Here is a 13,436-nt window from a genome sequence, read left to right as displayed (position 1 = left end):
TATCAATTAATTAGTCTAAAATATCATCCACCGCTTCATCAACAACTCAATATTTAACCATTTATTATTTTATTTATCCCAAAAAAAAGAACCTAACGGTTCTTTTTTAAAAGTGATAATTGGACGATTTAAACGACGAAATCATCACCTAAATATACTTTACGCACTTGCTCGTTATCTAGAATTTCTTGTGGTGTACCCTCGGCAATCACTGAGCCTTCACTTACGATATAAGCTTTCTCACAAATTGCTAAAGTCTCACGTACGTTATGATCCGTAATCAGAACACCAATCCCACGATCTTTAAGTGTCTGGATAATATCTTTAATATCACCAACAGAAATTGGGTCGACACCAGCAAATGGTTCATCTAGAAGCATAAACTTAGGATCGGCAGCCAAAGCACGTGCAATTTCAGCACGGCGACGCTCACCACCAGACACACTCATCCCCAATGAATCCTTAATATGATTGATTTTAAAATCATTTAATAATTCATTGAGGCGTTGCTGACGTTGTTGCTTATTCAAATCTTTACGCGTTTCTAAAATTGCCATAATGTTTTCAGCAATCGTCAACTTTCTAAAGATCGAAGCCTCTTGAGGCAAATAACCAATGCCCTTTCGCGCACGCTCATGCATCGCAAGATCAGACAAATCAAGGTTATCTAAATGAATCTCGCCTTTGTCCATACGAACTAGACCAACGACCATGTAGAAGCTTGTAGTTTTACCAGCACCATTCGGTCCAAGCAAACCCACAATCTGTCCGCTTTGCATGGTAAAAGACACATCTTTTACCACCCAACGTTTACTGTAGTTTTTGGCTAAGTGCTTAATACAAAGCGTTTGCGGTTGTTGCACCGATTGTTCCATTAATCACGCGCCCCTGGAAAACTTTTTGAACTTGAAGGTGGAATAATAATTTGCACACGATTGCTTGAAGAACCTTGTGCTTCAACATCACCTTTGTTCATGCTGTATTTTAAGCTATTACCACGAATACTTGAGCCATCCTGCAACAGATAAGCCTTACCAGTTAAGGTAAGAATACCCGTATCAGCGTTATAGACGATGGTTTGTGCTTCGCCGCGAGCTAAACCCTTATTCGCATCCATTTGTTGCTGAAATTTTGCTGGCTGCCCTTTCGCTGTGATAATTTGAATCTCTTTTTTACTATTTAAATTTGCCACAATCGAGTCAGCCTGAAGCTTCATTGTGCCTTGTTCGATCACAACATTGCCAGTATAGGTCGTTATACCTGTTTTATCATTATAGGTTGCACGATCCGCAACCAAAGAAAGCTGTTGGTTACGATCCGATGGCAAAGCAAAACTAGCTGCTGAAGAAAGTGCAACAACAGCAACACAACTTAGTTGTTTAAGGAAAGTAAAACGAGATTTGGAATTAAGAACTTGGCGCATACTTTCCTCGAATTTTATAAAACTCATATTGACCATTATTTAAATTAGCCTTGAGACCCTGACTCACAAATTCAGCAGATGGTGATTGAACTATCACCTGATGCTGTGTTTCAAGCTCTCTTGTTTTTGGATAACCCGTGAGTTCATCCGTATGAAACTCCAATTTGTTACCCTGATCGGACAATTTCGTTGCAACAACATCTCCAAGCAAAATGACTTTACTATTATCATCATAGCCATTTGCTTGTTTTGCATAGAATGTTGCATCAGGTTTGCCCTGTTTGTACATCACCGCATTCAATTGATCAAGCTGAGAGGTTTTTTGTTGCATATTCTGCTGTAGCTGTTTAACTTCAGCTCGCATATACAAATTGCCCTGCTCGTCAGTTTGAGTTAAATGAACACCTTGAGCTGAATAAGTCATATTCTTGGCTGAATCAACATCCAACTTTTTTGCTTTGCCGCTGTAGTAGTAATAGCCACCACTTATAGAAGCGACGACAACAGCAACAACATATAAAACTTTGGTATCCATAAACAGGGTTACCTAACCTTTGAGCGAATCAACACTATATTAATGTGGTACAGCAAGATATTTTTCAAGCAGTTCTTGGTAAACACCTTTTGCCATCAACAACATATCGCATACTTCTCGTACAGCACCACGACCACCCATCGCTTGGGTCACTAAATTAGCACGACGACGTACTTCTTCATGTCCATTGGGCACAGTAACTTTCATACCGGCGATAGCAAATGCAGATAGATCAGGCCAGTCATCACCCATATAAATACAATCTTCAGGCAATAGATTCAATTGAGCACAAGCTTCACGCAGTGCTAGCCCCTTGTCCTCACGCCCTTGAAAGACGAGATCAACACCAAGATCAGACATACGTTTTTCAACAATCTGACTTTTTCGACCTGTGATAATAATGACTTTCATACCCGCTTGTTGAACCAGCTTCATTCCCAAGCCATCACGGATATCAAATGATTTAATCTCATCACCTGAATTGGTTAATGTAACAAAGCCATCGCTTAAAATCCCATCCACATCAAGTACCAGTGCTTTTAAATGACGTGCTTGTTCTTGTAAAGCATAAGATGCCATGGCTTAATTTACTCCTGCCTGAATGAGGTCATGCATACTAATCACACCAATAACTTTATTGGCATCATCAACAACTACAAATTGATTCACTTTTCTGTCATGCATTTTTTCTAAAGCTTTCACCGCACGCGCTTCTTGAGAAATCGTTAGTGGATTTTTAGTCATGACTTCAGAAACAGCTAAGTTCACATCAAAGCCTTGTTGCTGGTCAATCATGCGACGTAAATCACCATCGGTAAAAATACCCAATAAGGTATCATTTTCATCGACAATCGTGGTTAAACCCAGACGCTTATCAGAAATTTCATATAACACTTTATTCATTGGTGTATCTGGGCGAACCTTTGGTAATTCTGAACCTGTATGCATCAAATGCTTCACATGCAAAAGCAAACGTTTACCTAGGGCTCCAGCTGGATGTGAACGAGCAAAATCATCTGCAGTAAAACCACGTGCTTCTAGTAGCGCAACTGCTAATGCATCACCCAAAACTAATGTTGCTGTGGTGCTTGATGTTGGCGCTAAGCCTAAAGGACAAGCCTCATCAGCTAAACCTAATGTCAATGCAACATCTGCATTTTGAGGCATTGGCCCTTTATTATCCCGGCTAATGGTAATTAAAGGCACAGCTAAATGCTTGATTAAAGGCATTAACATCATGATTTCATCACTCTTACCCGAGTTAGAAATTGCAATCAATACATCACCACGAACTAACATTCCTAGATCACCATGGCCTGCTTCACCTGGATGCATAAAGAAAGATGGTGTTCCAGTCGATGCAAAGGTAGCCGCCATTTTACGACCGACATGACCTGACTTACCCATACCCGTTACAACAACACGTCCTTGGCATTGCAAAAGGATTTCGCATGCAATATCGAAGCGTTCATCAATTTGCGCAGTTAAGACGTCTATGGCTTGTTGTTCGACACGCAACGTTTCTAATGCGCTTTTTTGGAAATCTATGGTGTGTGACATATGAGTTTGACTCAAAATAATACTCTATCCACCTGATGGTAGATGATTTTAATCAAAAGAATGGTTGCGATTCTAGCATATCTGCTAATCATACACGTTTCTAAATGTATAAGTTTTCATGAAAAATGGAGAGATGAAGTATGAAATAGGACTCATTATATTTGGGCTATATACCCATATTTTGAATCCCAATTTAGTTAGGCATATGTACATTCATTCTTAATCGAACATCCCTTCTATCACTTTACAGGAAAAACTTGCTTATTATTAACCCGAGTTGTATATACATATACAAATAAGACAATACATGACTATACCTAAGCACCAATTAGGTATTTTTTATGATGATAAGTACTTCAAGGATACGGAGTAAAAAATGACCTCATTGGATGGGAAAGAAAAACATCAATTTATTGAAAATCGCAGTATTGATTTTATTCCAGAACACGAAAGACATGGCAGTATTTTCGGCCAATTTACGCTGTGGTTTGGTGCTAATTTACAGATCACAGCAATCGTTACAGGTGCTTTGACTGTTGTACTCGGTGGCGATGTATTTTGGTCGATTATTGGTTTATTGGTTGGGCAATGCTTCGGTGCCATTGTGATGGCTTTACATGCAGCGCAGGGTCCAAAGCTTGGCCTCCCACAAATGATTTCAAGCCGCGTTCAATTTGGCGTATATGGTGCCTGCATTCCGATTTTCTTAGTTTGCTTAATGTACATCGGATTTACTGCCACTGGTGAAGTCCTCGCAGGTAAAGCGATCGCACAGCTCATCAATGTCAGCAATAGCACTGGAATTTTAATCTATGCGGCGTTTATTGTGATCTTTGCCACCATTGGTTATCGCTTAATCCACTGGGTGGGAAAAGTTGCAAGCGTTATTGGCATAGTTGCCTTTATCATTATTTTGACTCAAATTTTAACCCATTCAGATTTTTCAGAATTAATTGCCGTTCAAAAGTTTAGCTGGTCCTCATTTTTATTGGCAATTTCGCTTTCTGCTTCTTGGCAAATTTCATTCGGTCCTTATGTTGCAGATTATTCCAGATACCTACCATCAAACACCTCCTCCACCCGTGTCTTTTTGGCTGTTGGTTTAGGCTCACTCCTCAGTTCGCAAATTTCCATGACCTTGGGTGTATTGATTGCACAGATTTCACAAGGCAGCTTTGTCGGAAATGAGGTGCAATATGTCGTGGAGATGAATGCCGTCGCACTGATCATTACTTTTTTATATTTCAGTATCGCCTTTGGTAAGGTCACACTCTCCACGCTGAATGCTTATGGATGCTTCATGTGTATTGCAACCATTTGGAATAGCTTCAAACCGCACTATCAAATATCAAGAATGACGCGTTTAGGTATTGTACTTGCAATGGTCGCCATTTCTACAATCATCGCAATTGCTGGTGAACACACATTTTTAAACAGCTTTAAAGCATTCATTCTGTTCTTACTCACCTTCTTCATTCCTTGGAGTGCAATTAACCTCGTAGACTACTATTTCATCTCTAAAGAAGAATGTGATGTTGACGCCTTATATGATCCAGATGGGAAATATGGTCGGTGGAACCTTATCGGCATTGGCTGTTATATCATGGGCGTGTTACTACAACTTCCATTTATTCATAGTAAAGTTTACACAGGTCACATCGCGACCATGTTAGGGGGTATTGATATCTCTTGGTTGGTCGGTATTCTGGCAACGGCTGTGATTTATTATTTCGCAAAAAAAGCTCAACTTCGAACGACAAGTCAAATTGGTTTTAAATAAAGAAAGATTGCAAATGAAAGCCATCTTTTTTCTGCTGATAACTTTATGAAATATGGTGCATACGTTATGATGAATAACGATTTTTGTAGAGTGTTTGAAAACCCTTATGCAACCTTTTGTTCTATATAACTCTGAGCAACGTAAAAAAGTTGAATTTGTCCCACGCAAAGAAGGTCAAATCGATATGTATGTCTGTGGTATGACGGTTTACGATTACTGTCATATTGGGCACGCTCGGGTTATGGTTGCATTCGACTACATCATTCGCTTTCTACGCAGCCAAGGTTGGAAAGTTCGCTATATTCGCAACATTACCGACATTGATGACAAAATCATTGCACGTGCCAATGAAAATGGTGAAAGCATTCAACAGCTCACCGCACGCTTTATTGATGCAATGAACGAAGATGCAGCAAACCTAGGCTGTGCTGCACCAGATGAAGCACCAAAAGCAACTGAATATATTGATCAAATGCAAAACATGATCAATACACTGGTTGATAAAGGCGCTGCTTATCCTGCTGCCAATGGCGATGTCTATTTTGAAGTGACCAAATTCGATAAATATGGCCGCCTATCTGGTCGTAAATTGGATGACATGCAAGCAGGTGCTTCTGAGCGTGTGGATGTCGAAGTTGAAAAGAAACATCCCTTTGACTTTGTATTGTGGAAACATGCTAAAGCAAATGAACCTGCTTGGGCTTCACCTTGGGGCAATGGCCGCCCAGGTTGGCATATTGAATGTTCTGCAATGTCGACCTGCTGCCTAGGCAATCATTTCGATATTCATGGCGGCGGTTCAGATCTGATGTTCCCTCATCATGAAAATGAAATCGCACAAAGTGAAGCATCAACGGGTGAACAATATGTAAATTATTGGATGCATGTTGGTTTCATCAATGTCGACGGCGAGAAAATGTCTAAATCTTTAGGCAATTTCTTTACCATTCGCGATGTGATGGAGAAATTCCACCCAGAGGTGATTCGCTACTTCATCGTGTCTTCGCATTACCGTAGCCCTGTCAACTTCTCTGATGTTGCCTTAAAAGAAGCAAAAACTGCACTGAGCCGTTTTTATCATTCATTTAAAGCCTATCAACAGGTGTATGGTCAAACAACTGTTGAGACCTTAGAGCAAAACTTTGTTGAACGTTTTAACAATGCCATGTGTGATGACTTTAATACTGCTGAAGCAATGGCGGTACTTTTTGAACTCAATAAAGAACTAAACCGTGCGGTGAAAGATGAACAAGCAGAGCAAGCCGCTGTTCTTTACTCGACCTTACGCCACTTAACTGAAATTCTTGGTTTAGTTCAACATGATGTGGATGAATTCCTCAAATCAGATATTGGTCAGGAAGCACTTACCCTTTCCGATGCTGAAATTGAAGATTTTATTCAACAGCGTGTTGATGCGAAAAAAGCCAAAGACTTTGCTCAAGCCGATGGCATTCGCCAGTCTTTATTGGATCAAGGTGTGGTTTTGGAAGATACGCGTCAAGGTACAATCTGGCGACGTGCTGATTAATTCAGCACTCAGCATTATAAAGAGTTGACACTTGAATGAAACTCTCTATAATGCGTCCTATTGCGGGAATAGCTCAGTTGGTAGAGCATAACCTTGCCAAGGTTGGGGTCGGGAGTTCGAGTCTCCTTTCCCGCTCCAGATTCAAAAAAAGCCCTTATCTTTCGATAAGGGCTTTTTTTATTTACGAACTAAAACAGAATATTAAAAATCTAAAAATAATTCCTTCGTATATCTTTTTAAATTGTATTATCAAAAAGAAGAAAGCTTTTTATACTGCAACAGCACTACGCCCACGATACTCAAGCTCATCTAAAGTTATCAAAACGTTGACTACTACTCACCAAAAAATAAACAGGCCGTGTTTTAGCCTGTTTAAAACTTCACACTTAAAGATTGAATTAATTTTAGTACGTAACAGTAACCACTACTGTATCCGAGTAATTACCCGGCGTACTTGAAATAACAGTTCCTTGAGGAATCCTCCCGTAAACCAAGGTACTTTGGGCACTACCTGTTCCTGTTTTAGATACGCCACCAGAGCCTCCCACAGCTGTTACACCACCTGTAGCATCCCATACCGTACTATATGATGCATTCTGGTAAAGCTGATATGGAATATATTGACTGCTACCATTTGTCATACGCCTAAAACCACCAGCAATACGATTATTCCCATCTCCCAAATAAATACTATAGGGGGTTCCATAATTACAGGTTGTATTAATTGCACCTTGAGCGGTGTAATCGCGGCTAGTCGTACCAATATCATTAATATTGCCAAACTCAACATTAGATGTTGAATTCAATTGACATAAACTTGGTACAACATAATTCGCCGTTATGGTGGTATTGCCCGAATCCCAGCCTCCACCACTATCGCCTTCACATCGACTACTGGCATTTCCCTGCATATCCCAAAAAAACTGCACCGAACCCGTATAAGTACCTATAGGATAAGCGGTTAATGAACCTGACTGAGCTGGAACCTTAATGCTCACTGAATAATTCAAAATGTTATTCGTTGCCACCGTATTCACTGGCCCATACCAAACATTAGAGGTCTGATTAGTAGTAGAAGAACCAGCCCCACCTACAGTTGCAGTTACTGTATACGGTAATGAAACACTATTATTTGATGTGGTATTCCCCGTAAATACTGTTTTCATACACATATACTGTGATGTTTGAGCAGCACTTCCAGTATTCGTACAACGGATGGTTCCGGTATAAGTAATCGTTGCATCACTGTTAATTGTTGCCGCTGTATATGTATAAGTATTTGACGTTGAACCCGTCAGAGTACAAGCAGCATGTGCTGAGCTAAAAAAAGCATAGAAAATGGAAAGCAGAAACCCTCCAATAAGATATTTTAGAACTGATAAGAAAGTTCCCAATTTCTTTTCTTGACCATTGCTCGCAATACTTATTGACATATATAAGGCCCTAATTTTCTGACAGTGTACTGACTACTCTTATAAGTGAAATCGACTTGACACGTTCCACGATCAAGAAGATCTACTTCAAGTTTATTTTGCTGCAAAAGGTTTGGAACAAATACCTCACCATCATAACCAACCACTGCATCTTGTTGCCCATTGATTCGAACCGTATAACCAGGTAGTAACGGAGAATTATTCCGATCAACAATTTTCACCAATCCTGAAATGGTTTGATGAGCACCAAAGTCGATCAGAGTTCCTTGACGATAGCCGACGAGCGCTGTTTGATTTGTAGATGTAACATCCCATTGCAACGGTAAATATGATGGATCCAAATAGATATGATGAGGCTGATAAGGTCTTAAATTCGCAATTAGGAATCGGCCAGATTTGTCTGTCTCCCCTAAATTCACACCACCATTTAGAATCTGGCTTCGCGGTCCTGCATTGTTCACAATAGCATAACCATCTCCAATTTCATTTGCTGCAAATATACGCCCCGCTGCCGCAACCAAAGACCCTGTCGCTGAAAGTGCAACCTGATCACTATCCCCAAATCGAGTATATCGCCCTGTAAGATAAGCTGGTCGAGCACGGTAAGAGGCATATATCGATGCATTATTGTCATTCACATCCTGATCATGCTCAACATATCCACCCCATCCAAATGCGCCTATTTGTGGATCAGTAAATCCATTAATTTCTTGTCTATATGTTGTTTTACCGCTGTCATTAGACATACTTGTAATGGCATTGAGTTTAGTAGAAGGCGTATAACGCAGCGCAAAGTAAATGCCATAATCTTTGTTATCTTCATAATTCTTATAGGCGGAGATATAAAACCCCCAATTCTTATTCATACTCCCACTTAGATTCACAGATAATAACTTATATGAGCGGTCACTATATTTGATCTGGTTATAGCCCAAATAAGCGCCATAGCCTGTATAAAAATTATAGTTAATTCCCGCTCTAAAAATCTCATCAGCCAATGCACTATAGCTAAGGTAATTTTGCGATTCAGCATCAATCTGATTATCTTTTAGATATCTCACCTGAGACACTCGGGCAAGGTCAAAATAGTTATCAAATACTTTTCGATAGCTGGTATTAAACGAAATACTCTTGCTAATACGGCCTTCCAAACCCACCAAGGCAGAGTAGCCATTTTCATCCTTATACTGACTTACTGCCATATCGGCGTTAATTACACCTAAGCCAAATAAGTTCTGAGCAAAACCAGTTCCCAGATTAGATAAACCATCTGTCGAAGCCTCCATTCCGCCACTCAATGTGAGTGAATTACTATAACCATATCGAATTGCACCTGATGCAAAAGTAGCATCATCATAGTCATTTGAATAAAGCCCATAGTTATAGCGTGGAACACCAACATCTATTGAAAACTCGTTTATGCCTTTTGCCAGAATTTTAGATGAGAAATAGTAAGGCTTCTTAGTAATACTTTGTTGACCCATCGCATCTGTGGTCACTAGGGTGACTTCATTTCCAGAAATAAATGGTAATTGTTTAATATCAAACGGACCTGATGGAACAAAGCCTGAATAAATTTTTTGTTGATTGACGTACAAATCGAGCGTTGAAGGCAATGCGGCTGAACCAGAAAATTGTGGTAATGCCGATGTCACAATATCACTACGTTGGGTATAAGCGCTTGACCACTGAAAACCAGCAAGACGCACACTATTTCCCCAATCGGGTGTATTGGAGATAAAGTCCCCTAATGTATACATCCTGATCTTTTCAGGATCGACATATTGCCACTTACTTTCCAAACGTACCCATTTATCGTGACTATAGCTATTTTCATCACTGCCGTTATACAACATTCCAGAAGAAAAATTACCGATCGCACTATTAAAAATACCTTCAGCGGAGCCTGAAAAAACAGCCTCCCCATTTGTTATGGAGTGGTATAAGCCATAATTTAGAACTGCGGCATTTAAGGTTTTTAGTTTTAGTAACTTAGAATTGGTAATATCTTGTTGATTAAGATCTACAGCATAATTTTCCAGCATACTTGATGGAATGACTAAACTTAAAGACTGATCCTTTTCCAGATAACTAAATTCAATTTTATCTAGAGCATTAAGGCACACCCACATCGTATTTGGTATTTTGCTATCTATTTTTACTCTTAATTTTTTTAAGTCATTAGAACGAATATACAATTTTCCGTCTTGATCTTTTTTCACAGAAATCAAATCATTAGAACTTTGAGAGTTTATATATACATTTAAAAATAGCTGGGTATAATTTTTAGCCAATCCGTCATTACCATTCTTTTCTGTACGGCTATTTACCTCGACTAAATCCGGAATTGCAGGCATTAAAGTATTTGTACTATCTTGCAAAGACTCAGCCAATGCGTGAACTGGAAGATAAGTTACACATAAGATACTTATAATATGTTTCATCTAAGCCTCTTAAAGCGTAGCTTGCTTACCATTAATCATTAAGCTAATTGTATACTTATGATTCTTATCATATTTAAATTCACTAGAGAGGCTAAAGCTCCTTGATTTTCCAGCTAGAATATAACCATTCACCGTATTTACTTTAATCGGATAACTTTGCCCAGTTGTTGCATCATTGAGCGTTAGGTTATTTAAGAGCGCATGTCTATCGCCCACATTACTAATCGTAAGATAAGAATTATTTTGCTCTTCTTGTATTGTCCAGCTAAGTTTAGTGATCGCCTGCTTATTAACCACAAATACTGGCAATGATGAACGCAGTAGTACATTAATTCCCTGATCCGCTTTGCGGCTATCAATAGGTTTAGGCAATTCATCAATAATAATACGATAGGTTTTTTCACCAGAAACTGGTATCGGATTAATCCTTACTACACGTATATTATAAGAATCATTGGGCTGTAATTTTAAGAATGGCGGGCTAATTGCAATATCATCTGTAGGTAATAATTGATCTTGCCCATCTTTTGACTCCATTCAAATACACGTACTTGTAAATCAGTACTTTCATTTGACTGGTTATATAAACTGATTGAAGATGCCGCTTGATCACTTAATATTTCAACACTGACAGGTGAAAGACGAATGGAAGCTGCATTCAATATACTAGGCAAAGATAACAATAAACTTGTAATAACAAAAAGATGTTTTTTCATGATTTGCCCAGTTTTACTTTTCTGAAATTAAACTAGCTCTTAAGAAAAGAGCTAGTGATACCGTATAATTTAATTAAAATTAATAAGTCACTGTCACAGTTACTGTATCCAAATAGCTGCCAGCACTTGGTAAAGTTGAGCCAGCAGGGATACGACCATACACATTCACAGTTTGTACTGCGCCAGAACCCGTTCCGCTATAAGCCGTGGTTGCAATACCAATTGCAGTTGCACGATTGGTGTCAGAGAAAAGATTGTACGGAATGTATTCATTACTTGTTGCACCGCCAATCATACGACGCTGCGTCGATTGAGCATTTTTTCCAGCATCAAAAGCCAAAGTCCATGGCACAGTGTTGTTACATAGAACCTTGATCGAAGTACCACCTGTCGTTGTAGTATCAGCATCTACGTTGCTAGCAAGAGAACTTAATGTACCAAAATCTAAAACTGCATTCGCTGTTGTACCTGTAGCTGAAGTATTCAATACACAGCTATTTGTAATTGTTGCTTTAACAGTTAAAGTACCTGTTGCTGATGCTGCATTTGCAACGTTGGCAGACATTAAACCAACAGCGAGTGCTGACAAACAAATGAAAGACTTATTCATGGTCAAAAACCTTTTTACATTACGAGAATTAGATTAATAGATGTAAAAACTAGCCTTCCCCATCACAATCACTAGCCTTCCTGACTGTTTTTTCAAAGCATCTTTTTTTTACCCTATAAGGCGCATAATACATAAAGAATCAGAACCAGATCACAGAATTTTTATTTGAAATTTCTATTAAAATTAAAAAATTACATAACAAAACCAATAAACAACAAATATTAACAAATAAAACTCACACCATAACAGATCTTTTTTTAACCAATTTTAAATTCTGTAAGAAGTTTAAGCCCGCCAAAACTATATCCATTTTTTATTATTAACTTTCAATAATATGAGCCATAACAATCACAAAAAACAAAGTCACTGGTCAATTTTACTGGATTCAACACACCACAAAACCCATAAACAAAAGCAATTCATTTAAAAGTTTTATTAATGGGTCTTGGGCTCTCTAAACTTACTTGAATTTTAAAAATGACAGACTTTGGCTACATAAAATTTTAAGAATAATCCTGTATATTTCAAATAATAAAAAGGGTGATCTGAAATTAAATTTAAACTTAAGATCGATTTTTTCCACTCCATCCAAACCCATTTGGTCCCATTTTTCCAAACCTTCAATAGGGCAAATTTACAAATCCTATTAGACAAGCTCTTGCCTTCGCTAACCCAAAAAATCAGAGCGCTCAAGTTGTAGAATTTCTAACTAAATTACAGCATTACACATCAGCTCAAGCCAAGAAGAATTGCTCAAAGGTCACGACCAAAAGTGCTAAACACTGTCGTAAACAGCTAAAACAAAACAAGGTTAACTTGTCTTGCTTTACCAAAGGTTAAATAACCCTTACATTCCCTTACTACCATTTCTTTTTAAAATCTAATAACTTGGATATTAATATTTTCACAAGGTTATATCTAAGATGAAAAAATCAATTATCGCCATTTCTTTAGCTTCTATTTTTTTAGTTGCATGCAATAAAGCAGAAACACCAAAAACTGATGAACAAACCCCACCTGCAACGAGCACAGAAAGCAGCACTGAGGTTGTTGATAGTGCACACACAGCAGAAAACTCATTAGACTGGAATGGCACATATAAAGGTGCACTCCCTTGCGCAGATTGCGAAGGAATTGAAACCGAGCTTGAACTCAACCAAGATAAAACATTTGAGTTAAAAGAGACTTATCTAGGCAAAGGTGATGGTAAAGCGTTTGAAAGCAAAGGTAGCTTTAAATTCGATAGCCAAAACACCTCAATTATTGAGCTAGACAAAGCTGGCGATGGCCGTAAATACTTTGTTGCTGAAGGCTATTTAAAAGCCCTTGATATGGAAGGCAAAGAGATCACAGGCGAATTAGCTGAAAAATATGAACTAAAGAAAGAAGCTGAATAAATTTTTCAGT

General features: G+C 38.6%; 11 protein-coding genes, 1 tRNA gene and 1 pseudogene. 4 read left to right on the top strand and 9 right to left on the bottom strand.

What is annotated here, in order from left to right; genetic code table 11:
• Positions 1-128: 128 nt before the first annotated feature.
• From lptB to F896_RS13160, 5 genes are read right to left on the bottom strand one after another with little or no spacing between them, the layout of a single operon-like run.
• A complete protein-coding gene (gene lptB, locus F896_RS13140) occupies positions 129-875 on the bottom strand; it encodes an LPS export ABC transporter ATP-binding protein (protein ID WP_005183491.1) in 747 nt (248 codons plus the stop codon).
• Complete coding sequence (lptA, locus tag F896_RS13145; RefSeq protein ID WP_016163102.1) at positions 875-1,423, bottom strand: lipopolysaccharide transport periplasmic protein LptA; 549 nt, start codon at positions 1,421-1,423, stop codon at positions 875-877. Before lptA ends, lptB begins: the two co-directional genes overlap by 1 nt.
• Entirely contained in the window at positions 1,407-1,958 is a 552-nt protein-coding gene (lptC, locus tag F896_RS13150; protein ID WP_016163101.1) for an LPS export ABC transporter periplasmic protein LptC, read from the bottom strand. Before lptC ends, lptA begins: the two co-directional genes overlap by 17 nt.
• Positions 1,959-1,997: 39 nt before the next feature.
• Entirely contained in the window at positions 1,998-2,537 is a 540-nt protein-coding gene (locus tag F896_RS13155; protein ID WP_016163100.1) for a KdsC family phosphatase, read from the bottom strand.
• Between the two features lie 3 nt (positions 2,538-2,540).
• Positions 2,541-3,518, bottom strand: coding sequence for a KpsF/GutQ family sugar-phosphate isomerase (locus tag F896_RS13160; RefSeq protein WP_016163099.1), 978 nt, complete (start codon positions 3,516-3,518; stop codon positions 2,541-2,543).
• Between the two features lie 376 nt (positions 3,519-3,894).
• Here F896_RS13160 and F896_RS13165 point away from each other — a divergent pair, with 376 nt between their 5' ends.
• The 3 genes from F896_RS13165 (at position 3,895) to F896_RS13175 (ending at position 6,964) form a co-directional block, all read left to right on the top strand.
• Positions 3,895-5,298, top strand: a complete 1,404-nt coding sequence (locus F896_RS13165) for a purine-cytosine permease family protein (protein ID WP_016163098.1) — start codon at positions 3,895-3,897, stop codon at positions 5,296-5,298.
• Between the two features lie 106 nt (positions 5,299-5,404).
• Positions 5,405-6,826 carry a cysteine--tRNA ligase gene (cysS, locus tag F896_RS13170; protein WP_016163097.1) on the top strand — a complete coding sequence of 474 codons (1,422 nt, stop codon included), beginning with the start codon at positions 5,405-5,407 and terminating at the stop codon, positions 6,824-6,826.
• 62 nt (positions 6,827-6,888) lie between these two features.
• A tRNA-Gly gene (locus tag F896_RS13175) sits at positions 6,889-6,964 on the top strand.
• A 266-nt stretch (positions 6,965-7,230) separates the two neighbouring features.
• Here F896_RS13175 and F896_RS13180 read toward each other — a convergent pair.
• From F896_RS13180 to F896_RS13190, 4 genes and pseudogenes are all read right to left on the bottom strand, one after another.
• Positions 7,231-8,259 (bottom strand): Csu type fimbrial protein, encoded by a 1,029-nt coding sequence (locus F896_RS13180; RefSeq protein WP_016163096.1) that lies wholly within the window; start codon positions 8,257-8,259, stop codon positions 7,231-7,233.
• Complete coding sequence (locus F896_RS13185; protein WP_016163095.1) at positions 8,250-10,703, bottom strand: fimbria/pilus outer membrane usher protein; 2,454 nt, start codon at positions 10,701-10,703, stop codon at positions 8,250-8,252. Before F896_RS13185 ends, F896_RS13180 begins: the two co-directional genes overlap by 10 nt.
• A gap of 9 nt (positions 10,704-10,712) precedes the next feature.
• Positions 10,713-11,419: pseudogene (locus tag F896_RS0119685) on the bottom strand (molecular chaperone).
• A gap of 79 nt (positions 11,420-11,498) precedes the next feature.
• Positions 11,499-12,035: a Csu type fimbrial protein gene (locus tag F896_RS13190; protein WP_212750005.1), complete on the bottom strand. Its 537-nt coding sequence runs from the start codon at positions 12,033-12,035 to the stop codon at positions 11,499-11,501.
• 917 nt (positions 12,036-12,952) lie between these two features.
• Here F896_RS13190 and F896_RS13195 point away from each other — a divergent pair.
• On the top strand, positions 12,953-13,426 hold the full coding sequence (locus F896_RS13195) for a copper resistance protein NlpE (RefSeq protein WP_016163092.1): 474 nt from the start codon (positions 12,953-12,955) through the stop codon (positions 13,424-13,426).
• Positions 13,427-13,436: the final 10 nt, after the last annotated feature.

Source organism: Acinetobacter genomosp. 15BJ, assembly GCF_000400715.1.
GTDB lineage: Bacteria > Pseudomonadota > Gammaproteobacteria > Pseudomonadales > Moraxellaceae > Acinetobacter.
The sequence above is the reverse complement of the archived record's forward strand: the minus strand, read 5'-3'. Positions and strand labels throughout refer to the sequence as shown.

Bases quoted from the DNA above. Each gene is read 5' to 3' on its own strand.
- F896_RS13195 (WP_016163092.1), top strand. From the start codon at position 12,953: ATGAAAAAATCAATTATCGCCATTTCTTTAGCTTCTATTTTTTTAGTT.
- lptA (WP_016163102.1), bottom strand. From the start codon at position 1,423: ATGCGCCAAGTTCTTAATTCCAAATCTCGTTTTACTTTCCTTAAACAA.
- F896_RS13165 (WP_016163098.1), top strand. From the start codon at position 3,895: ATGACCTCATTGGATGGGAAAGAAAAACATCAATTTATTGAAAATCGC.
- lptC (WP_016163101.1), bottom strand. From the start codon at position 1,958: ATGGATACCAAAGTTTTATATGTTGTTGCTGTTGTCGTCGCTTCTATA.
- F896_RS13155 (WP_016163100.1), bottom strand. From the start codon at position 2,537: ATGGCATCTTATGCTTTACAAGAACAAGCACGTCATTTAAAAGCACTG.
- lptB (WP_005183491.1), bottom strand. From the start codon at position 875: ATGGAACAATCGGTGCAACAACCGCAAACGCTTTGTATTAAGCACTTA.
- F896_RS13185 (WP_016163095.1), bottom strand. From the start codon at position 10,703: ATGAAACATATTATAAGTATCTTATGTGTAACTTATCTTCCAGTTCAC.
- F896_RS13180 (WP_016163096.1), bottom strand. From the start codon at position 8,259: ATGTCAATAAGTATTGCGAGCAATGGTCAAGAAAAGAAATTGGGAACT.
- F896_RS13160 (WP_016163099.1), bottom strand. From the start codon at position 3,518: ATGTCACACACCATAGATTTCCAAAAAAGCGCATTAGAAACGTTGCGT.
- cysS (WP_016163097.1), top strand. From the start codon at position 5,405: ATGCAACCTTTTGTTCTATATAACTCTGAGCAACGTAAAAAAGTTGAA.